The organism is Paludibacter sp. 221 (genome assembly GCF_010501035.1).
GTDB lineage: Bacteria > Bacteroidota > Bacteroidia > Bacteroidales > Paludibacteraceae > QVMH01.
Window position 1 is genome coordinate 1 of sequence record NZ_QVMH01000054.1, and the last position, 23,244, is coordinate 23,244.

The 23,244-nt window shown below is 36.4% G+C and carries 23 protein-coding genes and 1 tRNA gene; 12 read left to right on the top strand and 12 right to left on the bottom strand.

Annotation, left to right across the window (positions count from 1 at the left end):
- The first annotated feature begins 294 nt into the window (after nucleotides 1–294).
- The 3 genes from D0T49_RS11045 to D0T49_RS11055 are packed head-to-tail and all read left to right on the top strand — an operon-like array spanning nucleotide 295 to nucleotide 2,879.
- The gene (locus D0T49_RS11045; RefSeq protein WP_163631372.1) at nucleotides 295–735 is read left to right on the top strand and encodes a hypothetical protein; all 441 of its coding nucleotides are present in this window, start codon (nucleotides 295–297) and stop codon (nucleotides 733–735) included.
- Nucleotides 720–2,000: a conjugal transfer protein MobB gene (mobB, locus tag D0T49_RS11050; protein WP_163631374.1), complete on the top strand. Its 1,281-nt coding sequence runs from the start codon at nucleotides 720–722 to the stop codon at nucleotides 1,998–2,000. The genes D0T49_RS11045 and mobB overlap by 16 nt, the downstream gene beginning before the upstream one ends.
- Before the next feature lie 60 nt (nucleotides 2,001–2,060).
- The gene (locus D0T49_RS11055; RefSeq protein ID WP_163631376.1) at nucleotides 2,061–2,879 is read left to right on the top strand and encodes a hypothetical protein; all 819 of its coding nucleotides are present in this window, start codon (nucleotides 2,061–2,063) and stop codon (nucleotides 2,877–2,879) included.
- A 112-nt stretch (nucleotides 2,880–2,991) separates the two neighbouring features.
- Here D0T49_RS11055 and D0T49_RS11060 read toward each other — a convergent pair whose 3' ends face one another.
- From D0T49_RS11060 to D0T49_RS11080, 5 genes are all read right to left on the bottom strand, one after another.
- Nucleotides 2,992–3,324 carry a helix-turn-helix domain-containing protein gene (locus D0T49_RS11060; protein WP_163631378.1) on the bottom strand — a complete coding sequence of 111 codons (333 nt, stop codon included), beginning with the start codon at nucleotides 3,322–3,324 and terminating at the stop codon, nucleotides 2,992–2,994.
- Between the two features lie 307 nt (nucleotides 3,325–3,631).
- Entirely contained in the window at nucleotides 3,632–4,462 is an 831-nt protein-coding gene (locus D0T49_RS11065) for an RteC domain-containing protein (protein WP_163631380.1), read from the bottom strand.
- Between the two features lie 105 nt (nucleotides 4,463–4,567).
- Complete coding sequence (locus D0T49_RS11070) at nucleotides 4,568–5,764, bottom strand: MFS transporter (RefSeq protein ID WP_163631382.1); 1,197 nt, start codon at nucleotides 5,762–5,764, stop codon at nucleotides 4,568–4,570.
- Between the two features lie 23 nt (nucleotides 5,765–5,787).
- Nucleotides 5,788–6,549 carry a class I SAM-dependent methyltransferase gene (locus D0T49_RS11075; protein ID WP_163631384.1) on the bottom strand — a complete coding sequence of 254 codons (762 nt, stop codon included), beginning with the start codon at nucleotides 6,547–6,549 and terminating at the stop codon, nucleotides 5,788–5,790.
- 545 nt (nucleotides 6,550–7,094) lie between these two features.
- Complete coding sequence (locus D0T49_RS11080; RefSeq protein ID WP_239057060.1) at nucleotides 7,095–7,856, bottom strand: DUF1349 domain-containing protein; 762 nt, start codon at nucleotides 7,854–7,856, stop codon at nucleotides 7,095–7,097.
- Nucleotides 7,857–7,962: 106 nt separating this feature from the next.
- On the opposite strand from D0T49_RS11080, the gene D0T49_RS11085 reads away from it, so the two are divergent.
- Entirely contained in the window at nucleotides 7,963–8,742 is a 780-nt protein-coding gene (locus D0T49_RS11085; protein ID WP_163631386.1) for a response regulator transcription factor, read from the top strand.
- Between the two features lie 63 nt (nucleotides 8,743–8,805).
- Here the strand turns inward: D0T49_RS11085 and D0T49_RS11090 are convergent, their stop codons facing one another.
- Nucleotides 8,806–9,180 (bottom strand): helix-turn-helix domain-containing protein, encoded by a 375-nt coding sequence (locus D0T49_RS11090; protein WP_163631388.1) that lies wholly within the window; start codon nucleotides 9,178–9,180, stop codon nucleotides 8,806–8,808.
- 115 nt (nucleotides 9,181–9,295) lie between these two features.
- Here D0T49_RS11090 and D0T49_RS11095 point away from each other — a divergent pair, with 115 nt between their 5' ends.
- Nucleotides 9,296–9,832, top strand: coding sequence for an NAD(P)H-dependent oxidoreductase (locus D0T49_RS11095; RefSeq protein ID WP_163631390.1), 537 nt, complete (start codon nucleotides 9,296–9,298; stop codon nucleotides 9,830–9,832).
- A gap of 380 nt (nucleotides 9,833–10,212) precedes the next feature.
- Here the strand turns inward: D0T49_RS11095 and D0T49_RS11100 are convergent, their stop codons facing one another.
- On the bottom strand, nucleotides 10,213–10,746 hold the full coding sequence (locus D0T49_RS11100; RefSeq protein ID WP_163631392.1) for a dihydrofolate reductase family protein: 534 nt from the start codon (nucleotides 10,744–10,746) through the stop codon (nucleotides 10,213–10,215).
- A gap of 755 nt (nucleotides 10,747–11,501) precedes the next feature.
- Here D0T49_RS11100 and D0T49_RS11105 point away from each other — a divergent pair.
- Genes D0T49_RS11105 through D0T49_RS11115 form a run of 3 tightly spaced genes read left to right on the top strand, consistent with a single transcriptional unit; the run spans nucleotide 11,502 to nucleotide 12,793 of the window.
- Nucleotides 11,502–11,786, top strand: coding sequence for a helix-turn-helix domain-containing protein (locus tag D0T49_RS11105; protein WP_163631394.1), 285 nt, complete (start codon nucleotides 11,502–11,504; stop codon nucleotides 11,784–11,786).
- A gap of 6 nt (nucleotides 11,787–11,792) precedes the next feature.
- Nucleotides 11,793–12,074, top strand: a complete 282-nt coding sequence (locus D0T49_RS11110) for a helix-turn-helix domain-containing protein (RefSeq protein ID WP_163631396.1) — start codon at nucleotides 11,793–11,795, stop codon at nucleotides 12,072–12,074.
- A 47-nt stretch (nucleotides 12,075–12,121) separates the two neighbouring features.
- A complete protein-coding gene (locus tag D0T49_RS11115) occupies nucleotides 12,122–12,793 on the top strand; it encodes a GNAT family N-acetyltransferase (protein WP_239057061.1) in 672 nt (223 codons plus the stop codon).
- A gap of 69 nt (nucleotides 12,794–12,862) precedes the next feature.
- Here the strand turns inward: D0T49_RS11115 and D0T49_RS11120 are convergent, their stop codons facing one another.
- Both D0T49_RS11120 and D0T49_RS11125 read right to left on the bottom strand, forming a co-directional pair.
- A complete protein-coding gene (locus D0T49_RS11120; RefSeq protein ID WP_163631398.1) occupies nucleotides 12,863–14,077 on the bottom strand; it encodes a site-specific integrase in 1,215 nt (404 codons plus the stop codon).
- Nucleotides 14,078–14,316: 239 nt separating this feature from the next.
- Nucleotides 14,317–14,389 (bottom strand) — tRNA-Phe (locus D0T49_RS11125).
- Nucleotides 14,390–14,570: 181 nt separating this feature from the next.
- Here D0T49_RS11125 and leuS point away from each other — a divergent pair.
- From leuS to D0T49_RS11140, 3 genes are all read left to right on the top strand, one after another.
- Nucleotides 14,571–17,375, top strand: a complete 2,805-nt coding sequence (gene leuS / locus D0T49_RS11130) for a leucine--tRNA ligase (protein ID WP_163631400.1) — start codon at nucleotides 14,571–14,573, stop codon at nucleotides 17,373–17,375.
- Nucleotides 17,376–17,391: 16 nt separating this feature from the next.
- Complete coding sequence (locus D0T49_RS11135) at nucleotides 17,392–18,270, top strand: YitT family protein (RefSeq protein WP_370519672.1); 879 nt, start codon at nucleotides 17,392–17,394, stop codon at nucleotides 18,268–18,270.
- 269 nt (nucleotides 18,271–18,539) lie between these two features.
- A complete protein-coding gene (locus tag D0T49_RS11140; RefSeq protein ID WP_163631404.1) occupies nucleotides 18,540–19,472 on the top strand; it encodes a hypothetical protein in 933 nt (310 codons plus the stop codon).
- A 144-nt stretch (nucleotides 19,473–19,616) separates the two neighbouring features.
- On the opposite strand, the gene D0T49_RS11145 is transcribed toward D0T49_RS11140, so the two are convergent.
- Both D0T49_RS11145 and D0T49_RS11150 read right to left on the bottom strand, forming a co-directional pair.
- Nucleotides 19,617–19,763 carry a hypothetical protein gene (locus tag D0T49_RS11145; protein WP_163631406.1) on the bottom strand — a complete coding sequence of 49 codons (147 nt, stop codon included), beginning with the start codon at nucleotides 19,761–19,763 and terminating at the stop codon, nucleotides 19,617–19,619.
- A 92-nt stretch (nucleotides 19,764–19,855) separates the two neighbouring features.
- Nucleotides 19,856–19,999, bottom strand: coding sequence for a hypothetical protein (locus tag D0T49_RS11150; protein WP_163631408.1), 144 nt, complete (start codon nucleotides 19,997–19,999; stop codon nucleotides 19,856–19,858).
- A 407-nt stretch (nucleotides 20,000–20,406) separates the two neighbouring features.
- Between D0T49_RS11150 and D0T49_RS11155 the strand changes: the two genes are divergently transcribed.
- Entirely contained in the window at nucleotides 20,407–21,744 is a 1,338-nt protein-coding gene (locus D0T49_RS11155; RefSeq protein WP_163631410.1) for an NADP-specific glutamate dehydrogenase, read from the top strand.
- A gap of 144 nt (nucleotides 21,745–21,888) precedes the next feature.
- On the opposite strand, the gene D0T49_RS11160 is transcribed toward D0T49_RS11155, so the two are convergent.
- Nucleotides 21,889–23,244 (bottom strand): fibrobacter succinogenes major paralogous domain-containing protein (locus D0T49_RS11160; RefSeq protein WP_239057062.1); only part of this gene is annotated, 1,356 nt, incomplete at its 5' end.

Sequence of the window (23,244 nt, forward strand, 5' to 3'; positions counted from 1 at the left end):
ATATTGTTTGCTTGAGCCGTGTGAGGGGAAACTTTCACGCACGGTTCTTAGGGGGGAAAGCACCCGCAAGGGTGCTGACCTACCCGACCCAATAAATGAGTAACCGTTCCGGTTCCTGTGAACGTCCGCCAATGCCGGCGGATTTTATTGTCGTCAGACAATAGCAAGAAGTGTTTTTGTCAGCAGAAAATTCCATTTTCTTTCCTCCAAAAACATTTCTTGCCCAAACCTAAAGTTTGGGGGCGGTTCTCCCAAGTCGAACCTTTTAAAGAATAAACTCAATATTTAATGAACATGGAACATGTTAATAATGGAGCCGGACGACTCAAAAAGAAAAGAGGGCGTAAACCTAAAGCGGATAAGCAGACTTACCGCCATATGATACGCCTGAATAACAAGGATAACGAACGGTTTCTATCCTTGTTTTCTAAATCGGGACATAAAAGTAAGTCCCGGTTTATTGCAGATTGTGTACTGAATAATCCGATAAAAATCGTTTCGATAGATAAACCGGCGATCGATTTTATAATGTTGTTATCCCAATTCTTCGTACAGTTTCGGGCGATAAAGACCAATTATAACCAAGCCTTTCAAGTCTTGATTCGGAATTTAGGAGAAGAAAAAATACATTCAATGATGAAAATTATCGAGAAACCAACACTGGATTTTATTCTGTTGAAAAGCCGGATAGAAGATTTATACACTCAAATCAGAGAAAGATGCTTGCCAAAATAAGTTCGGGTAAATCAGTATTTGGAGTATTAGCCTATAATAAAATCAAGGTGGACGACAATCAGGCAGATGTATTATACAGCCAGAAGATGTTTAACTCTCCTGACGGAAAATTCTCCATCCATGATTGTATGGATTCGTTTTATCCTTATCTGGCGATGAACAATAGAACTGAAAAGGTCGTATTTCATGCTTCGCTTAATCCTGATCCGAAAGATAAGCTATCGGATGAACGCCTGTCGGAAATTGCGCAGCAATACATGGAGAAACTCGGCTACGGAAATCAACCTTACATTGTATTCAAACATTCGGACATAGACCGGACGCACGCACATATTGTATCATTGAGGGTTGATGAAACTGGCAAGAAGATAAACGACAGCTACGAAGTCGCCCGTTCGATGAAAATCTGTAAGGAATTGGAACAAGAATTCAACCTTATCCCGTTGAAGAAAGGAAAACGGGAAAGCGAAGCACCAACAAAAAAAATAGACTACAAAGCCGGAGATATAAAACATCAGATGGGTAATATCACTAAATCAGTAATGAGTCATTTCTATTTTCAGTCATTTGGGGAATACCGGACATTATTGGAGCAGTTCAATGTTACGGTGGAAGAAGTAAAAGGCGAATATAAAGGCAAGCCTTATCATGGATTGATTTATTCCGTAATAGATGACAAAGGAGATAAAATCGGTGTGCCGGTTAAATCCTCCAAGTTTGGCAAATCGATCGGCTATGATGCAATGCAAAAACATTTTGAACACTCCAAATCAGCTGTCGAGAAAAATAAGGTAAGGGAAAACCTTCGTTCGATAATTGCCAAAGCGATGAAAGATGCCAATAATATGGATAACTTCAAGACCCTGTTGAAAGAAAAAAATATCGGTGCTATTTTCCGGCAAAACGAACAAGGACGTATTTATGGAGTTACATTTATCGACTATCAGAATCAGGCTATTCTCAACGGTTCGCGCTTAGGGAAAGAGTTTTCTGCCAATTTGTTTCAGAATTTATTTAATGATATTCCGGTGAAAGAAGAGAGATCAGAACAACAAACCAGTAACAAACTCCAACCGGAAAAGTCATCTTCGCCATCACTAAATATGTCTGGTGTCACGGATGCTGCTTCAAGTTTATTTGGTATCTTCGATATAGAGCCGCAGGGTGATAATTATGAAGACATCGCTTTTGCTAAAGAGAAAGAATATGAAGAAAAGCAACGACAACGGAAAGCGAAAAGACGAAAACCAGGAAGGCAGATATAATTAAAATTAGTAACTTTGCGTATCTAAAATAGAATTTAAGAATCTTTAATTCAGAAATATATGATTTGGCATGCTCCTCATAAACAGCACAAGAAAAATAGAAACAGAAGTGACAAAAAGAAAGGAATTAAATTAACAAAGCTATTTGATTTGCTTAAAAAATGTCGTAAACGTGATTGTTGTCCGTTAAAGAAAAATAAGTGCACAATTACAGACAAAAAGAAAGATGATGATATTTTTGAATTATTTTCATCTGTTGATATGTCTAATTTTAAACCATTAGAAGAAGGAGATAAACTCTTTAAAGACCCTTCTGATTACAACGACTTACTAATTATTAACAGGTTTGGGAAACGAAGTGATTTTCTTATTATTGAAGGTTATAAAAATCTCGTATTCAATTCTCTGAAACAATTGCAGAATGAAAAAGGAAACTTAGAGAAAGATTCTCATATATACCCTATTATGTTTCTATTCAGACATTATTTGGAATTAATCATGAAACATACTTTAAGAAATTTTAGACTGTCTAATAATGAAATATCCCCAAATGAAGTAGGGTATGAGAGAGGGCATTCATTATTAAACTTATGGAATGACGTAAAAGCATATATTAGCGAACTTGAAAATGAAAATATTGAAGATAGAGAATATAAGATATTCAGTGAGTTGATAAATGAACTAAACGAAATTGATAACAGTTCATTTAGCTTTAGATATCCATATCAAGGTGTTAATAATATAAATGGTAAAATCACTTTAAGTATTCCAGAACCAAGAGATATATCTTTAGATAATATTGAAGAAGTTATTTACAGAATGTCTAGGTTTATTGAAGGTTTAAATGATCTCTCTTATGCACAATTAGATAATATATAATCTTTATCTAATGTGATAAAATGAAATATTTTCCTTTTCAAAGTCCCCCAAGGGGTTGGTGAGGGGACGTTCGAAAAGAAAAACATTTGTTAGAGAGAGTTCTGTGTGGAACTTAGGTACTTTTGCTGGAATCCGCCTGTTTCTCAAACTCTTGCCATGTTTGGGAATCCATGTGTTCACGAACAAAGTTACGAACGTCAACAGTCCGGTAGTACGTTTTGTGTGCTATCATAAAATAGGGGAGTTTGCCACTTGTGCGATAGCGTTGAAGTGTACGGAATGAAACTTTCAAAAGGAAAGCTAAGTCCTGATTGTCGAGTAGTTTCTCCTCTTCGCTGAATACTTCGCTTGTGTTAATCAGGGATTTTATATCTTGTCCGATTTCACTTAACTTCTTGGACAGCTTTGCCATCCATTTTTCAAAATCCTCATTATTAATATACATGATTTACTTCGTTTTGAAATTAATACTATTTTTACTGTTTTATCAATGCATTGACGAAGCAAAGTTCAGAGATTTTTGGATGCTTGATAACGAGGCCGGTATGACTTTTTTTGATATTTTTTGCAGAATGGCTATTTATAACGGTTTACAGAGAGAACTTTTCGCAAAAAACAAGAAAAGAAAAACAAGAAAAGGCCGGTATTTATATGATATAAGTTAATAATAAGTTAAAACACCCGATTTTGATCTGTATTAGTATCAAAATCGGGTGTTTGAGGTGTATATATCGGATAATACCGACCCCGGTTTACTTCCTGCCCATACGCCGTAGCAAAGCATTTTTTAGTTTATCCATAAAGGGTGTAGGAGTATTTCTGGTTTTCAAATCGTCTAAAACTCGTGAAAGATTGCTATCGACTTGAATATTAAATACATTTTGCATATAGTGATGAAGTTGCGTGAATGGTACGTCTCCGAATGTAGCCGCATTATCCCATGATAAAATTTGTTCCTGAAATTCAGCTTTCGTTCCTTTCCATGTTAATTTAGTGGCAGGAAAACCGAATGAGCCCATTATGAGATTGTTATTGTCGCTTAATGCTTCTATTTCCCTCATTAGATAATCAGAAAGCATATCATTCGCTAAAATCTTCGCTACTTTGAAATCGCAATTTGTTGAAAAACTCGGATCAAATTCATGAGAAAAGGTTTCCATATACTGCTCCGTATCAGCTTGTCCCCGTAAAAAATATAGAGAGTCAAAACAAGAAGACCCTGAACGATAATAACGGATAAAATCAAGTCGCTTCCCGTTATATTTATTTATACTATTCAATAAGTCGTTTAGATATTCGCGTTGTTTCTCTGTTCCTGTAGGTCGATCCATTTCAATATTATATAATTTGCGGTAATAGATTAACCGAAAGCACAGTCTTGGCTTAATTTCCTTAAAAAATAGAATTTCTTCCTCCTCGCTCTGAAATGTATATGACGAAATGAATGATTTTAATTCATTGTAAGCATCCCTGAGTAAACGGGATGCTTCTAATGATTTCGTCATTGAGCTGATCTCCGAGTTTTCTATTTTTTCAATTTCAGCATCTATTTCTTTTTTTAAACAAGAACAAAATTGAAGCATGATTGTTTTTTTTACTCCCCAATAGGCATCTGCAATTTGTAGAATCTTAACCCTAATCTACACAGTTTCTCAAGATACAACTACTATCACTACTCTTTATCGTTTTCACTTTTGAATCCTAAAGTTTAGAATGATTAGTTTAGAAATGTAGATTAAAAGTACGACAAACAGCATAATTATAAGGAATAAGAAAGCAACAGATAGTGAAGAGTGTTGTGCAATAAAACCTAATAATACAGGTCCAGCAAGTTGTCCAGAGTATCCAAGAGTAGTAATAACAGATAGTACCAATGATATTTTCATTTTTTCTATCTTACCTCCTTCACTAAATAACACAGGCACAGAATTGGCTACACCAATTCCTACAAAAGCAAAACCTCCTAAGATTAAAAATGTAGCATTAGAAAAAATAATGAGCAACAAACCTATAATAGCAACTATTCCTCCTCCAACAATAACCTGATGACTACTGATTTTGGCAATAACTTGTCCTCCAATAAGTCGCATTCCAGCCATAGCAACTGAAAATGCAGCATATCCCATTCCTGCAAGCTCAATAGGAATCCTTTTTACATCATTTAAAAAGATAGCACTCCAGTCTAACATTGCTCCTTCAACTAAAAAAAAAGAAAAACAAAAAAAACCTAATAGTAAGACTTTTCCACTAAGCCATGCATTTGTTCTCACTTCTTCTTTTTCTTCCTTAATCATGGAATTTCCGTTCTCATTCTTCTCAAAATCCAGAGAAAGTAAATTTCTTTGTTGATTGTATAATATAATTAATATGAAAGTTGAAAGAATGAGAGTTGCATAAAATGGGGTTAATCCCCATTTTATAAAAAAAGATACACACAGCGCTCCAACTAATGCCCCAACACTAAATAAACCATGCAAAAAAGAAAATATAGGTTTTTGATAATGTTTTTCTATTATTACACCATGTGTATTCATTGAAACGTCTACCATCCCAATTCCTCCACCGAAAAGGAATAAAGTTAGTGACATTATGAAAATAGAGGATGATATTGCGAGTATAGGAATAGTTAAAGCTATAATAATACTACCGAATAACATAATCTTCCGACTACCAAATTTCGAAGTCAACACCCCCGAAAGTGGCATCATTAACATACCACCTCCGCCAAGTAGCAAGAGTAATAAACCTAAATCACTATCAGTAAGGTCTAAACGTTCTTTTGCAAAAGGCACTAAAGGTGCCCAGCACGAGAGGCCTAATCCACAAATAAAGAAAAACCATTGATTTGCAATCTTGGCTTTTTTTATGTCTTTTGTAATATTCATATATGATAACAATCTTATTTTTTCTATATTTTATTAGCGGGAAGTTTTCTTCCTACAAAATAGGCATAGCTATAATAATCTCTATATTTCTCGAATAGATTTACAGCTAAATTTATGCTTCTTAAAAACGATTGAACATCTTTGTTATTTGCATATTTTTTTGATAAATTTTCCTTTTGCACATCTATCGAATAGAAAAAAATCCACCAACTGGTATCGGGTACAATAAAGTGAGAAACAGGAGCAAATCCCTTATTTTCCATTTCTTCTATCCGATTAGAGATGTGATCTATTTCTATACCACAGCTAAGGAAAAAATCAGAAACCTCCTTTGGTTTGTAAGGTGAATTCCAACAGTAAGCGCATATAACAATATATCCATTTCTCTTTATGAATTGAGACCAATTACTTAACACTCTTTTAAATGTAAATTCAGAAGGCAGATCACTTGACCACAAAATGTCAAGCTCCTCTTCATTAAAAGGCAGTTTATCTAATTTGCTGTATTTTGCAATAATATGATTATTTAATTTGTTAAATTTCAATTCGTTCTGAAATATTTCAATAAGCTCACTTCTATGATCAATTGCTATTATATCTGCATTCGTCAGCTCATATAATGCTATACTTAGGTTTCCATAGCCACAACTAATGTCTGCAATTCTTTCGATTTGAGGTAAATACGATAGCTCCTTTATAATAGTCTTTGTCAAAGATAGACATTCAGGCCCAAGACTATCCATATCGTATAAAAACTCAGAAAGCAGTACTTCAGGTAAGTTCATTTTTTCATGTTTAATAAAGGATTATAATAGCTGTCCGCAATAGTGATAAAATTCATTTATTTTTTACAACAATCTTATGTCTGACAATATAAATGCTATTACTACACATTTAGGATATAAGTTGAATGCATATGGCCATATAGTAACTTGTCATAGAAATAATTCCATTAATTTTTCTATAAATGAATGGATTAAATTTGAGAAGAAAATTTAGCATTGTAAAAAAATGTGAGGAAAGATCCTACCTCACATTTTCCAGTTAGTTGGAGATGTTTTTTGTGTTGAGAACTTAATTATATCAGTAGTGTCCCATTAAAATAAAACGATTAAAGTTTAATTAAATAAACATAGCTCACAAGAGCTGCATCGCCCTTTTCTATATTGAAAAACAGTTTTATTGAAGAGATGAAAATTGGAGTCCGTTTAATCCAAATTTTAACGTAATAAACTATATTTCAATCGCTTGAAGAGGTAATTTCCATTTTTAATGGGACACTAATGTAATTATATATAAACTAATACCTCTTCTAAATAGAAACGCTTGATTAGATACCCATCCTAAAATCTGATACACTTTTTTCTTCTAAATGAATGTCCTCAAACACACTTTCATTTCCTTCGCCCATTGGACATTGAGAACTGATTCCAAGCCATATTTCATCAGGATAATTATTTTCATATAAACGAACCATTTGCCAATTTATGTTATCAAGAGAGTAATATGATGCTATAGTGCGAGTGTCAGATGATATCTTCATGTAGGCGTAGGGTAGTTCTACTATATCGTGATTACTGTCGTCTGATGTACCTACAGTTTGAACTGTAACTATTCTATGCTTACCTCTTTCATCTTGTTCAAAACAGTGTTTTTGAAAAAAGCTATCATTTGCATAGACATATAGCACGCCCGCATTATAAACATCCTGCTCATTAAAGCCAGGAGTTACTTTTGCTGTGAAAGTAAAAGGTTTAGTGTTGTCAACATCGGTTAATAGTATAGGAGCACTTGTATTCGACAACTTGCCATTTGGGTCACTAAAATAATCAGTCTTCTCTTTTGCAGTAAAAACAACTTTCCCGTCCTTTTGTACTTTAATTGAAGATGCTGCATCATTTATTGATTTTGTAAAGCGGATATTCCCAACTGTTAAATCACATGGAGTTCCACTCACTTTCCCATTAACTTGTGTAGAAGAGCTAAGTGGCAAATTTCCTGACTCTAATTGTTTTGAGGTATCCTTATTCGTACAATTGCAGAAAAGTATTCCAGACATAACCATAAAAATTAAAAAAACTTTTTTTTTCATTTTGAACAATTTTATAAGATTGAATATTATTGGTAACTTTGTGATGCAAAGATAGGTGTACTTTGTATCTGATGCAATACTCAAAATTAACCAATTATATTGTGGTATGACTATAGAAGCAATTCAAAAAGAGGTTAACGACGCTTTGATCGAGCAGGTCTCTATAGATTCGTTTCAAAAAGAAACTATCATTGACCACTATAAACAAACAGCACAATCATACGTTAAGGTTGAGCAGAGCGTTGCTGTACTTACAAATTATCAGGATAATTACAGCTATATCTTTGCTGGTGCATTTGGTTCCGTTTTTGGAATGAAATCGGGTAGCACTTATATAAACTCTGCTTTTGAGGATGATATTTTTAACAAAATTCATTCTGATGATTTGTTAGAACGGCATGTATTAGAACTACGTTACTTTCACTTCTTAAAGACTTTATCGCCAGAAGATAGATACAAATACAGCACTCACAGCTATATCAGAACTAGAAATGCAGACGGAATTTATAAATATATTACCCATCGGACGTATTTTCTTACAAGTTTGTCAAATGGTATTATCTGGTTAGCACTCTGTACTTATTCGCCTTGTCTGGAACAAAATCCACGAAAAGGGATTGAAGGTAAAATCGTAAATAACGAAAATGGTGAAATACTGCCAGCAGCTGAATATATTCACTGTGACAAAATGATATTAAGTGAGCGAGAAATAGAAATTCTAAGAGAAATTGCAGTAGGAAAAGGAAGTAAGGAAATAGCATCTGAGCTATACATTTCTCCTTATACTGTATACAGACATAGACAAAATCTGATAAGAAAATTAAAAGTTTCGAATAGCGCAGAAGCTGTAAAAACAGCCTTACTCATGGGATTAATTACTATCTAAACAGATATAAATGTAAACTTCAGGAGTTTATTGCTTTCATATTCCTTAATAGTATCAATACATTTAAAGTTTAACTTTTTCTACTATAAATTCTTTATGCTTTTCACCCCATTTTTCGAGCATTGACAAAATGGGGATTAGTTCTGCTCCTATCTTAGTAAGTTCATATTCTACGCGCGGAGGAACTTCTGCATAAACAGTACGAGTTACTAACTTATTTTGCTCCATCTTTCGTAGCTGCAAAGTTAACATTCGCTCAGTTATTCCGGGTAAACACTTGCGTAATTCACCAAATCTGAGTTTTCCATTTTGTAGATAACAACATATCGACAAAGTCCATTGACCACTTATTAAACTTGCACCATAAACGCTTGTACATTCATTTTTTAAGTTTGTTTTATTCTCAAAATTTGTCGATGTTTCCTTGATCTTACTCATTTTGTAATTATTGTTTCTAATACTTACATTTTTTATAGTACCCTACATTTAGTTGCAAATATACGAAATGGCATGAATTGAGCTATATTTGCAGCAAATAAAAAAATAAATTCTAATGAAAACTTTAATCATTGTTACTCATCCAAATTTGAGAGAATCTGTTGTAAACAAACGGTGGATAGAAGAGTTAAATAAGTATCCTGATAAATATCAGGTTCATGATTTATACAAAACTTATCCTGATGAAAAAATTGATGTAGAAAAAGAACAACAATTAATAGAATCTTTCGATAATATTGTATTCCAATTCCCTTTATACTGGTTTAGTTCACCTCCTTTGCTTAAAAAGTGGTTTGATGAAGTATTGACTTATGGTTGGGCATATGGTAGTAGAAGTGGATACAAAGTGGGTGGTAAAAAAATTGCTCTGGCTATATCAGCGGGAATTGACGAAGAAGATTATTCATCTACTGGTAAATATCGGTATACTTTAAAAGAATTAACAAAACCATTCGAAATCATATTCCAGTATGTGAAAGCAGATTACCAATTCTTCTATGCATTTTATGGAATAGAACAAAATCCATCAGTTGAAGATATTGAAAGTAGTGTAGATGAATATGTTAATTATTTAGAGTCGTTTAGCATATGAAATAAATACAGATAAAATAAATAAAGGTTCTGTTAGGAAATAAAGCCCCTTAAATCAAAATGACGATTTCAAGGAGTGTATATTTAAGAAATCATGTAGGTTCTATTTTGATAATAATCAAGAGGCTGTCCCAACAGGGTAGCCTCTTGATTATTATAGAATCTCTCAATAACATCTTCTCTGAATTAGCCCTTATAGTACATGACACATGGTAGTCATTACATATTGTGTCTGTCATTCTTACCTTGATATTTATATCTATAGATATCTTTCAGCATAGGAATTAGTATATTAGCTGTCAGAAGGCTACAAACTCCTAAGAATGATTTACTAGAAATATTAAGTAAATTATATATTCATATTGAGGCTTTTGACAGGCGTTAATCTTTCAGTTTGATATAGGATATTTTTACAACTCCATTTCCGTAACACATACTATGCCGCAACTCCCATCGGGATTCTTTCGGATTGTCAGGGAATAAGGGAATTCCCTGACCAAGAATAATTGGAATATAGGCAATCTGCATTTCATCTACCAAATCGGCGGCAAGAAGCATTGAAATCAACTCACCTCCGCCAAACAACCAAATATCTTTTCCTGGCTGATTACGCAGATCGAGAATGCGTTCAATCACATTTTCTGTAATGAATTTAATATTTCCTTTTTCACTCCAATCATTGCGGGAAACTACATAAACTGCCTTGTCGTCATACGCACCCATTGCATCCATATTTGATAATTCACGCCAAGAGCGACCACCCATGATGATAGTGTCAATAGAAGCCATAAATTCTTTATAACCATAATTCATTTTTTCTGTAATGGGAAATTCCGAAAGCCACTCGATATCACCGTCCGGTTCGGCAATTCGTCCGTCAATAGACGCAGCGATGTAGAGGATAATCTTTTTCATGTTTTCTATTTTTACGTATTATTAATTCTACTTTTTGATGTCAATAACACGCAAAAAAGAAGCGTGGAACCTACGACCGTCCCACCGCAAGGTACTGGAATACCCAAGAGGAAACGGAAGCAATCCCACGCTATACGATACACGTATAGCATGAACATTGCTGTTTTCCTCTTGCCTTGTAAATTTCCAGTTTTTGCGGCAGAATTCAGCGAACATCATGTTATATCTAATAAACGGACAAGTCCGTTATAAATTCTATTTAGCTGATGCAAAGGTAGTAATTTATTTCAAGTAACTGTATTTTCGCAATCAATGGAGTTCATCAGCACAGCTCTGCTCCAATCATTTTTTATAGTTTTCTGAACGTAGAATAAGGCTTCATGCACGGGTTCGCATTCAGCATATATTTACATATGACAACGCCAGAAGGGGGTGAGTGGTCTCCTAATTCGCCACCAGCTTGGTCACGAATTGTATCAATCTCTTTTTTTCCGGGTAATTCACCAAGTTCCATAATATCCAACATCTGAAAACGGATGTTTGAGATATATTCTGTATGAGAATTATGGAAGAGATTCATAATTGCTGAAGTCGCTGTATATCTTCATTCTCTTCTTTAGAATAAAAATACCGTTTTTATAAATAGTCATGAGAAAAAGCCATCTACTTCCATGCAATGCCATTGACACCTATTTCCGAAAACCTCTCTATCTCTTATATATATTTGTTGGAAAAACAAAGTAACTCAAACAAATATGAATATTATAGGTGTAGAAAAAGAATCCTTTGATTCCTTCAAAAAGAAGCTGGAACAGATAGCTTCATTAGTTCCAAAACACCCCTCTGATAATGCACTGTTCATTGAACAGGAATGGATAGAGAACAAAGAACTTGCAGAGATCTTAAATCTATCTCCTCGTCGTTTGCAGTATCTTCGGGAAAGTGGAAAACTCTCATTCTCATCTCTTGGAAAGAAAGTTTATTATCGCATATCTGAGGTAAAATATTTATTGGAACAGGGCAAAATCAACTCAAAATAATATCTCATGCAACTATACACCAACCAAGATGGCAAAGAACTATTACAGGCATTGAATAATGCCCTGCCTTATATTGAACACATTTTGGAAACGCATAAGCCATTATTTGACGGTGAGCGCTACCTGACAAGTGAAGAGCTTTGTTCTATCTTGAAAATAAGCCGCCGCTGTCTACAGGATTATCGTAATAATGGCGTTTTACCATTTATCCAGTTGCCGGGAAAGGTTCTGTTTCGTGAATCTGATATTAAAAAGGTTTTGGAAGAACGATTTCGTCCGGCGTATTAATTCTATTGTTGGTTTTGCTTAAATTTGCGTCATAAACAGAACTGCAAATGTCCGATAAAACAGAAAATATGCTCCCTTTTGATATTCAGATAGAAAACCTGCAGAAAAGTGAATATGAGAAAGTATCCACTCTATTAACAGATGCTTTTGAATCGAACCCTGCTTATGCCTTAATATTTACGAAGAAAGAGAAATTACGGGATGGGTTACTCTGGCTATTCAGAACTAATTTATTTTTGATAAACCGAAGAATTTCAGTCACAAAAGTCGTAAAAGAAAAGGAGTCTGGTAAAATAATAGGTGTATTTAGCTTGCTACCTCCCGGTGGAGCAAAAGCCAGGTTTAGCGATTACCTACAGATAGGATTGTCTCGATTTGTTTCAAAATTTGGTTTCCAAACTTTGCATAAAATGTTGGGAATGGATTCTTATAATAAAAAACTTCTTACCAAAGCTATGGGGACAAATGAATATTATTATTTATCGATGGTTGCCATAAAGGAAGAATACCGGGGAACTGGCATCGGCTCATTTATGATTACACACTCTTTAGATGAATTGAGACAGGCAAAGGGTAAAAGTCATATAGTCGGACTAACAACTCAACTGCCTGAAAATGTTACTTTTTATTCCCGGTTAGGGTTCCAAAAGTTGGATGAAGGAGAGGTTCAGTTTAAGCAGGAGCACTATTACAATTATAATATGAAGTTAGACTTATAGCTTAAAATTGTGTTGATAAAAAAAACGGCTGAACATTCTTAGGAATGAATCAGCCGTTTTTTCGTTTGTTTACTTCGCAAAGTTTTCCCTTACCCCTTGCATATCCCTAAGGATACTTTGATCCAACACTTTCGCATACCGCTGTGTCATTTTTGTATTGGTATGACCAAGCATTTTCGCCACGTTTTCTAGCGATACATTGTTGGCGAGGGCAACCACGGTCGAAAATGTATGTCGGCCAGAATGGCTCGAAATTTGCTTCTTAATCCCACAGAAATCGGCGATCTCTTTGAGGTAAGAATTTACCTTTTGGTTACTCATTACCGGAAGTAAAACACCTTTCTTCTGACAAAGCGGATGGTCTTTGTACTTTTCCAATATCTGCAATGGAATATCAAGCAACGGGATGTTACACATGATTTTAGTTTTCTGCCTGCTTTTACGAATCCACAAATTGCCTTCATTGTCAGAAACAATATGTTCTTCTTTCAATTCTGATACATCTATGAACGCTAACCCAGTCCAGCACTGGAAGAGAAAAACATCCCGCACCAAATCCAGTCGGGGAATATCAAATTCTTTCGTGCGAAGTATTTCCAATTCTTCTTTAGTCAGAAACTCTTTATGTACTTCCTGTTCGTGGAATTTGATATTAACAAATGGATTCTTTGTCATCCATTCATTTGCCAGTGCCATATTGGTGATTTTTTTGATTACTTTCATGTAGCGAATCAGTGTATTCTCTGATAAATTCTTTTCAACTTTTAGAAAATGGATATAATCTTGTATCAAAGCATGGTTGACTTCTCTAAGCGGAATGTCCTTCACCCGATATTGATTCAGCACCATTTCTTTGAAATATTTCAAGCAGGTGTCAAAGCGGGAGATAGTAACTTTGACATAATCCTTACCAATTAGCTCTCTACACTTGTCGTTATGTTCCTGAAATACCTGAAAGAACATTTTGTGTTCTTCATCCATTCCAAGAAACTTCCGTTTTATTTCTATCGGATTGATTAGTTTTCCTTCTTCTTCCATCTTTCGGTGGATTTCAAATAAGCGAAGTTTTACCGATTCAAGATAACGGTTAATTTCTAACGATGCGGCATCTTTACCCATACATCGCTCTTTAGGTTGATTCCAAAGGTTAGGTTTTACGTCGCGTTTAAGCTGTAACTCTACTAACTGCCCTTCAATAGTGATGCGCAGCATGATTGGTGTTTCACCTGATTTTTTCAACTTTGTCTTTCTGATAAAGAAAAGCACATTAAAAGTCTGTCTCATACTCTATAAATTAATGGTTTAAAGATACTTGAACCATGTCTAATAGAGAGCATTAAACGATAAGACAATCAGTGACTTATAGTGTCATTCGTGGTCAATTTTTAGTGGTCAAAAAAATGACCACGATTTAGCCCGAGGGAACTGCCTAATTTTGCTAAAAATGGAGGATTTCTTGGAAAAAGAAAATCCCTGAAATGTTTTATTTTCAGGGATTTACCAAATTTGAAGTCTTTTAAAAGTGGTGCCACCAGGAATCGAACCGGGGACACAAGGATTTTCAGTCCTTTGCTCTACCAACTGAGCTATGGCACCTTTGTGTTTTGCGGTTGCAAAGATAAGGTTTTTTTTTATTCCGCAAAAGAAAATGAAGAAAAAATCAAAAAAAGTTTTACTTGTGATTAATATATCATTTACTATAAATTGATTACCTTTGCACTCTTACTGAAAAATAAATACAAAACACAAAATACAAATCCTTAATTTTAAAACGGTTATGGAATATAACTTTAAAGAAATCGAACAGAAGTGGCAGTCTTATTGGAAAAAGCACAACACCTATAAAACTGATATTAAAGAAAATAAAGAAAAGTATTACGTATTAGACATGTTCCCTTATCCATCAGGGGCAGGGCTACACGTAGGACATCCGCTCGGTTATATTGCATCCGATATTTACAGCCGCTACAAACGGTTGAAAGGATTTAATGTACTCCACCCAATGGGTTATGATGCGTATGGACTGCCTGCTGAGCAGTATGCTATACAAACAGGGCAACATCCCGCCATCACAACTGATAAAAATATTGAACGCTACAGGGAACAATTGGATAAAATAGGATTCTCTTTTGATTGGGACAGAGAAATCCGTACCAGCGACCCCGGCTATTATAAATGGACTCAATGGACATTTATCAAAATGTTTGAATCATATTATTGTTATGATGAAAAACAAGCCCGTCCGATGACAGAATTAATCGAATGCTTTGAACAACAAGGAAGCAAAGGGCTAAATGTGGCTTGTACCGAAGAATTACTATTTACTGCTGAAGAATGGAATACTAAAACAGAAAAAGAACGGCGGGAAATTCTGATGAACTACCGTATGGCTTACCTCGCCGATACGATGGTAAACTGGTGCCCTCAACTGGGAACTGTTTTAGCAAACGATGAAGTAATCAACGGCCTGTCTGAGCGTGGCGGATTTCCTGTCGAACAACGCAAAATGCGCCAATGGTGCTTACGGGTATCAGCCTATGCACAGCGACTTTTGGATGGGCTGGACAGAATAGACTGGACAGAATCGCTAAAAGAGACACAACGCAACTGGATTGGAAGAAGCGAAGGTGCCGAAATGAAATTCAAAGTAAAAAACTCCGATTTAGAATTGGAGATTTTTACCACAAGAGCCGATACGGTATTTGGCGTCACCTTCATGGTGCTTGCACCCGAAAGCGACTACGTTTGCCAACTAACTACACCTGAGCAAGCCGAAGAGGTTGCAAAATATCTGGAAGCTACAAAAAAACGCACCGAGCGCGAACGCCAGACTGACAAGAAAGTTACCGGTGTATTTACCGGTTCATACGCAGCGAACCCTTTAAGCGGCGAAGAAATTCCTGTATGGATTAGCGATTACGTATTGGCAGGTTACGGCACAGGAGCTATTATGGCTGTTCCGGCACACGATAGCCGCGACTATGCTTTTGCAAAACATTTTAATCTGCCAATCATACCGCTGATTGAAGGCTGCGACATAAGCAACGAAAGTTTTGATGCAAAAGAAGGAGTAATGATGAATTCCGGATTTTTGAATGGATTGAGCGTCCCTGAGGCAATTAAAAAAGCAAAAGAATATGTTGAAGAAAAAGGAATCGGACGCATAAAAGTGAACTACCGCCTGCGCGATGCCATCTTTAGCCGTCAACGCTACTGGGGCGAGCCGTTCCCCGTCTACTACAAAGACGGAATACCCTATATGCTTCCAACAGAATCTTTACCATTGGAGCTGCCGGAGGTGACTAAATTTCTGCCTACCGAAACAGGTGAGCCACCATTAGGCAATGCTACCGTTTGGGCATGGGACGAAACAAATAAAAAAGTAGTTGAGACAAGCAAAATTGATAACAAAACGATATTCCCGTTGGAATTAAATACAATGCCCGGTTTCGCAGGGTCGTCGGCGTACTATTTGCGCTACATGGACCCGCACAACGACAAAGCATTGGTAGATAAAAAAGTGAACGAATATTGGAAAAACGTAGATTTGTATATTGGTGGAACTGAGCATGCAACAGGGCACTTGATTTACAGCCGTTTTTGGAATAAATTTCTGTTCGACTTAGGAGTCATCTGCGAAGACGAGCCATTCAAAAAACTGATAAATCAGGGAATGATTCAGGGGCGCAGCAACTTTGTTTACCGAATTACCAATACAAATAAATTTGTTTCGCTAAACTTAAAAGACCAATACGACACAACTCCCTTACACGTAGATGTCAACATCGTAAGCAATGATGTACTGGATTTGGATAAATTCAAAGCATGGCGTCCTGAGTTTGCCAATGCAGAGTTCATTCTGGAAGACGGGAAATACATATGTGGCTGGGCGGTAGAGAAAATGTCGAAATCGATGTTCAACGTAGTAAATCCTGACGATATAGTAGAAAACTACGGAGCAGACACATTGCGCCTGTACGAAATGTTTTTAGGCCCGTTGGAGCAATCAAAACCATGGGATACAAACGGGATTGACGGTGTCAACCGTTTCTTGAAACGCCTTTGGGGATTGTTTTACGACAGAGAAGGAAACTTCATAGTGAGCGATGATAAAGCAACAGCCGAAGAACTGAAAACACTACATAAAACAATTAAAAAAGTAGGATTTGATATCGAAAATTTTTCATTCAACACTTCCGTTTCCGCTTTTATGATTTGTGTAAACGAATTAGTTGCATTAAAATGCAGCAAACGTGAGATTCTTGAGCCACTTGTGGTTACATTAGCCTCGTTTGCCCCGCATATCTGCGAAGAACTTTACCATGCTCTTGGATATAATACAAGTGTTTGCAATGCAGAGTTTCCGAAGTACGACGAAAAACACTTAGTAGAGGCTACAAAGAAATACCCAATCTCGTTCAACGGGAAAGTACGTTTTACAATGGAGCTTCCGGCCGACATGAGCAAAGAAGAGGTAGAAAAAGCTACTTTAGCTGACGAACAAACATCAAAGTATCTGGATGGAAAAACTATCAAAAAGATTATTGTTGTTCCCGGTAAAATTGTGAATGTCGTTTTCTAAAAAAAACAAGCATACTGTGAAACCAAAACAATATCTGAAAATTTTTTATTGGAAAGATTATCTTAATATCACGATAGGACTGCTGGCTTATGCCGTCGGGCTAATCGGCTTCATACGCCCGGTTGGCGTTGTCACCGGTGGCCTTACCGGCATTTCACTTTTAGTAGAATATGCCACAGGCGGTAGTATCCCGATACAATACACCTATTTTGCTGTTAATGCTATCCTTTTAATAGTCGCATTGAAAGTTTTGGGCTTCAAATTTCTGATAAAAACAATATACAGCGTACTGGTGCTGACGTTTCTGCTTACTTTAATGCAGAAAATCATAACAAAACCCATAGTCGAAAATGAGCCACTTATGTCTGCCCTCATCGGCGGCATGATGTGCGGTGCAGGCATTGGCTTTGTATTTAATGCAAACGGAAGTACAGGAGGCACCGATGTCGTTGTTGCAATTATCAACAAGTATAAGAATATAGCATTCGGACGAGGCATGATGTTTTGCGACTTCATCATCATTTGTTGCTCCTACTTTGTCTTTCACGATTTTATAAAGATTGTACACGGGCTGATTGTAATGGGAGTAATGACCTATACGATAGACCTTGTTATAAACGGCTTCCGGCAGTCGGTACAATTTCTTATTTTCTCAAAGAAATATGAAATTATTGCAGATGCTATAAATAAAGAGCTAAATCGCGGGTGTACCATACTCGACGGCATGGGTTGGTATTCCAAAGAGCCTTCTAAGGTTATTGTTCTTTTAGCCAAACGAAGCGAAGCGGCTACAATATTCCGCATGATAAAGTCGATTGATGAAAATGCCTTTATATCCCAAAGCGTTGTGCGCGGAGTGTGGGGGCAGGGCTTTGACCCAATCAAGCTTAAATGATTTCTCGTTTTTCACCCAGTTTCTAAAATGTTACAAAAGGTATACATATTTCTAAGTACTTATTAGGCTATTATTATAATAATTCACTGATATTCAAGCTGTTATAATCAAAGTAAAATTATAGCATTCTGAATTTTTCTTAATCTTGGCTAGAAGATTTATAAAGTGAATGAAGATTTGAAATACATTTGCCGTATTTGCATTCAAAGCCCTATGGTTTTATCGGTAAGTTTGATGAGCAGTCAAAAAGCAGTGTTAAAATAAATGGTATGAAAAAATTAAATAATTTTGGTATGAAAAAACGTAACTTATTAATATTGATGATTTTAGTAGGAACAAATATCAATGCAGCTATATTCATTAAAACAGACAAGGGATATATTAAACAAACAGAAGAATTGAAAGGCTCACTCAATAATATTTTAAAAACACTTGGTTATGAAAGTAATATGTATTATACATATTCTAATAGCGAAAAAGAAAGTGATATTAGACTTGTGTGTTTCAAGAACTTAACGACTGATATTATCTGTGTATTTACTGAGAATAATGTATTGGATGTTAGAGAACAAGAAGTGAAGGTATATTTGTCGAATTTTGATTTTTCTAACGTATATTCAACATATAGCAGAGAAGAGGATTTGAAAGAAGGGATTGAGCGGAAAAATTTAAGTATAGAGTTTCTGGCTGAAGCTCTTAAAATACCATATAACATAAATAGTAAAGACACTATGTTGATATGCAATAACTTCAAGTATAATTTATATTTTAAAGAGGGTTATTTATGTAAATTTGAATCGTCAGATGGTTATAATAGTTCTGCTAAAGAGTTTATGGAACAAAATCCAGATTATTTTAAAATAATGAAGTTATTTGCTCAAGAATATTGGGGTAAAGATGAAGAACAGATTAAAAATGAGTTAAATGTACAATGCGAAGCACTATACAATATTCCAGATGGTTTTGAAAATGAGTATCTTGACAGATTTTCTCTAAAATATGGTTGTTATAACTTTAAGATTGTTTCCGTTCTGTATTATAAAGATAAGATTACGTTACGTGAATTTAAAGATATCTGCCATAGTAATGTAAAATTTATTTCAACCGAAATTATAGAGGAGCAAGAATTATATGTTTATGAGTACAAAAATGCTTTTTTTGCTTTTTTGAATGACGGAACATTAGCGACTGCTGTGCCGTAATCTAAAAAGACAGTAAGTATAAAAAATATCGGTAGTATTTTAAAAAGTATGCTGTTATAAATATTTATTTATCAGCGTAATAAACCTTATTTTGGGGATTTAATCTTAGTAACAGTAACAGAATTATTCCCCTACCTTATTCCCTTATTTATCTTTTGCTTGGCGCAAGTCTATGGCTTGCGCCGATTCGTCCGTTTCTTTTTGCAGTGCTCCCGCAGTAGGCGGCAAGCTATCCGACAAGCGGCATGAAGCCGTTGTGCGGTAAGGGCGTAAACCCTCCTTTGTTTGCAAACCCCTTTGCTGCCACACAATTGTATCGTGTGGCACTTCAAGCTCCGTAAGAGCATAAGTTTGGTAACAGAGAGTGTATCCTGCTACGGGTATTATTCGTGCCGCAGGTACGAAACCTGTATCGCATGCAGCGTACCTACGGCACGCAGATGGTATGTAATGCAGGCTATTACCAAACTTCCGTCTCTACGAGATGGTAAGTAACAGTTACTAAGAATCGAAAAATCAATATTCACCTGTATACTATTATAAAACGCCCATCGCACACTCAGAATCTCGTATCTGTTGACTTGATTCTTGTTTCGTTATTCAATCCTTGTTTTTTATAAATATCGAAAAAGTTTAGGGGTAAAGCGAACTTAAAGCCGTTATACTCCCATCGTAATGTTGCTTTATCGGGGTGCAAATATCTTGTCTGGGTGTCTTCTGCTGTATTTTTCCTTTTTGACGTCTTATTATCATTTTTCATAACATTAATCAAAATGAATAAAAATAGAATTAAGTTTCATTTTTAGTTTTTTTATTATCAAAACATAATACTTTTATCAAAAAATCAAGATTTTTGTAAAACAATCATTGATTTTACATATAAAATGATTACATTTGCACTCGAATTGAATTTTAAACTAAAAAACAATAAGCAATGAAAGTTGAACAAGTTCTTGACAATTTGAAAAGAAGATTTCCAAATGAGGTGGAATATCATCAAGCAGTAACTGAGGTATTAGAATCTATTGAAGAAGTGTACAACGCTCACCCTGAATTTGAAAAACAAAACTTAATCGAACGCATTTGTATTCCCGACCGTATTTTTTCTTTCCGTATCACATGGGTCGACGACAAAGGAAACGTACAAACAAACATGGGATACCGCGTACAACATAATAATGCAATAGGCCCATATAAAGGCGGGTTACGTTTCCACGCATCCGTAAATCTTTCTATACTTAAATTCTTGGCTTTCGAACAAACTTTCAAAAACTCACTAACCACACTGCCTATGGGTGGAGGTAAAGGAGGTTCGGACTTTAATCCTAAAGGAAAATCGAACGCGGAAATCATGCGTTTCTGTCAGGCATTCATGATCGAGCTGTGGAGACACATTGGTCCTGAAACCGACGTACCTGCAGGCGATATAGGAGTAGGCGGACGCGAAGTAGGTTATATGTATGGCATGTACAAAAAACTGGCTCGCGAAAACACAGGTACCCTTACCGGAAAAAGTATCGAATTTGGCGGGTCGCTTATCCGCCCCGAAGCCACAGGATATGGCAATATCTATTTCCTGATGAATATGCTGAAACGAAAAGGCATTACCGACCTGAAAGGTCAGGTAGTTGCAATATCGGGCTCAGGAAACGTAGCTACCTACACTGCCGAAAAAGTATTGGAACTTGGAGGCAAAGTTATCACATTGTCAGACAGTAACGGCTATATCTACGATGCAGATGGTATTGACGCTGAAAAGCTGAAATATGTATTCGAGCTGAAAAACGTATACCGCGGACGTATTAAGGAATATGCTGATAAATACGGTTGCAAATACGTAGAAGGCGGACGCCCTTGGGCCGAAAAATGCACTATAGCATTACCATCGGCTACACAGAACGAACTGAATGGCGACGACGCTGCTGCGCTGGTTAAAAATGGCTGTATGGCCGTTTCGGAAGGAGCAAACATGCCTTCGACACCTGAGGCTATAGAGGTATTCCTGAAAAACAAAATCCTGTATGCTCCCGGTAAGGCAGCAAACGCCGGTGGAGTTTCTGTATCAGGCTTGGAAATGACTCAGAACTCAATAAAACTTAGTTGGTCAAAAGAAGAAGTTGACCAAAAACTAAAAGATATTATGGCTGCTATTCACGAGTCTTGTGTAAAATATGGCACCGAAGCCGATGGCTACGTTAATTATGTAAAAGGTGCTAACATAGCCGGATTTATGAAGGTAGCAAAAGCAATGATGGCTCAAGGAGTGATATAAGAAGACTTTACTAAAACAGACCAAGAATAAAAGGAACTGTCCCAAAAAAGTCTAAAAAACAGCAAAACACCCTCGTTACAGCATATTGTAGCGAGGGTATTTTTATTAAATCGGGGCTTTTGGACATTTAAACACATCCAAACATTATAATTCTGCAATACACCGTACACTTAAGCCGTACGCACGACCGTTATTGGTCGCTGGGTACACGGTACCATTGCTGAAGTTTAAGAGGAACGAATATATACTGCTAAGACTACCACTCCAGTAACGTCCGCCTGTACCTACATAGTAGAGTTCACCGCTACTGTAACTACGAAGACCAGCGGCGGGTAAAAAGAGCGTAGTAGTTTCGCCGTCAGGCTTGATTTCGTAACCGGCAGTCCCATTAGCAGCTGCATGCCATGTCCAAGTATTAGCTACAGCAGTGCTCGAAGCACCGGGGGCTGAACCACCACGGAAGATATCTCCCCATTCACTTTGAGTGGGAACACGCCATCCGGCAGGACATGGGTCGTAAGTTGCGTTTTTTTGGTTACGCCAGTTCAAGTCTGCGGTTGTAGCTGATGTCCAGTTGTGCGGATAATCAGAAGCAAGAATAAATGTTTTTGTAGTAGCATTAGTACTTTCACCGTTAGTAGCTGTACCACCAGTATTTGCTGTAGTAAGAATAGTAGTACTGGTTCCGCTTGTACGCTTTTCGTGACCATCGCGAACACGCCCCCATTGGTACAAGTCACCGTAAACATCAGAAGTCTTCATATTTTCGGGAGTTGTACCACTGCTGAAACTATATACAACACTTGAAGTTGTTTTCTGATCTGCAATAGTTGTAACAGTAGCTCCCAAATTATAACACATAAATTTGCTCCAACCACCTGCTACTGTTTTAGCACCACAGCCTACTGCTACTTCGGCTATGTCGCTATTTATGCTGTTGCCATTAGCATCAGTAACTTGGCAATAGTAACGGCGCATGCCCAAAGCTGATAAGTCGGGAGTAAAAGTTGCTGCTGTTTCACCGGTTATAGGAGCAGGAGCAGCATTGGTATTAGCTGTCACTTCGTACCATTGGTAAGCAAGAGGAGCTATTCCGGTAGCCGTTACGCTGATAGTAGCCGATTCGCCACCAATACCCGACAGATTACCTGCTGTCGCAGTTTCACGCCAGTTGAAAGCACGGGGCTGGGTAGTAATAACTAAATTGTTGCTACCACCACTACAATCGGATACCCAAGCAGTACCGTTCCATGTGTCGGTACATTTAGTAGTAATGTTGTAAATAGTAAGTCCTTCGGCTAAATCCTCACCACTTACCGATAATTTGTTACGCTGGTCGGTAGTCAACTGAGGCAAGCGTAAACCGCCTGTAGTACTTACTACCTCTAAAGCCGAGAATGTTTCGGGTGCTTTGTCAGCTCCGATAGTTACTTGCGCAGTTGCATTAAAAATGAAAAACGAAAATTGAAAAAGACAGAACAAAACTAAAGTCTGTCGGAA

Coding starts and splice junctions, on each gene's coding strand:
- D0T49_RS11105 (WP_163631394.1), top strand. CDS start 11,502: ATGAATATTATAGGTGTAGAAAAAGAATCCTTTGATTCCTTCAAAAAG.
- D0T49_RS11070 (WP_163631382.1), bottom strand. CDS start 5,764: ATGAATATTACAAAAGACATAAAAAAAGCCAAGATTGCAAATCAATGG.
- D0T49_RS11060 (WP_163631378.1), bottom strand. CDS start 3,324: ATGTATATTAATAATGAGGATTTTGAAAAATGGATGGCAAAGCTGTCC.
- D0T49_RS11075 (WP_163631384.1), bottom strand. CDS start 6,549: ATGAACTTACCTGAAGTACTGCTTTCTGAGTTTTTATACGATATGGAT.
- D0T49_RS11100 (WP_163631392.1), bottom strand. CDS start 10,746: ATGAAAAAGATTATCCTCTACATCGCTGCGTCTATTGACGGACGAATT.
- D0T49_RS11090 (WP_163631388.1), bottom strand. CDS start 9,180: ATGAGTAAGATCAAGGAAACATCGACAAATTTTGAGAATAAAACAAAC.
- D0T49_RS11080 (WP_239057060.1), bottom strand. CDS start 7,856: ATGAAAAAAAAAGTTTTTTTAATTTTTATGGTTATGTCTGGAATACTT.
- D0T49_RS11085 (WP_163631386.1), top strand. CDS start 7,963: ATGACTATAGAAGCAATTCAAAAAGAGGTTAACGACGCTTTGATCGAG.
- D0T49_RS11055 (WP_163631376.1), top strand. CDS start 2,061: ATGATTTGGCATGCTCCTCATAAACAGCACAAGAAAAATAGAAACAGA.
- D0T49_RS11120 (WP_163631398.1), bottom strand. CDS start 14,077: ATGAGACAGACTTTTAATGTGCTTTTCTTTATCAGAAAGACAAAGTTG.
- D0T49_RS11115 (WP_239057061.1), top strand. CDS start 12,122: ATGTCCGATAAAACAGAAAATATGCTCCCTTTTGATATTCAGATAGAA.
- leuS (WP_163631400.1), top strand. CDS start 14,571: ATGGAATATAACTTTAAAGAAATCGAACAGAAGTGGCAGTCTTATTGG.
- mobB (WP_163631374.1), top strand. CDS start 720: ATGCTTGCCAAAATAAGTTCGGGTAAATCAGTATTTGGAGTATTAGCC.
- D0T49_RS11065 (WP_163631380.1), bottom strand. CDS start 4,462: ATGCTTCAATTTTGTTCTTGTTTAAAAAAAGAAATAGATGCTGAAATT.
- D0T49_RS11140 (WP_163631404.1), top strand. CDS start 18,540: ATGAAAAAATTAAATAATTTTGGTATGAAAAAACGTAACTTATTAATA.
- D0T49_RS11095 (WP_163631390.1), top strand. CDS start 9,296: ATGAAAACTTTAATCATTGTTACTCATCCAAATTTGAGAGAATCTGTT.
- D0T49_RS11045 (WP_163631372.1), top strand. CDS start 295: ATGGAACATGTTAATAATGGAGCCGGACGACTCAAAAAGAAAAGAGGG.
- D0T49_RS11110 (WP_163631396.1), top strand. CDS start 11,793: ATGCAACTATACACCAACCAAGATGGCAAAGAACTATTACAGGCATTG.
- D0T49_RS11155 (WP_163631410.1), top strand. CDS start 20,407: ATGAAAGTTGAACAAGTTCTTGACAATTTGAAAAGAAGATTTCCAAAT.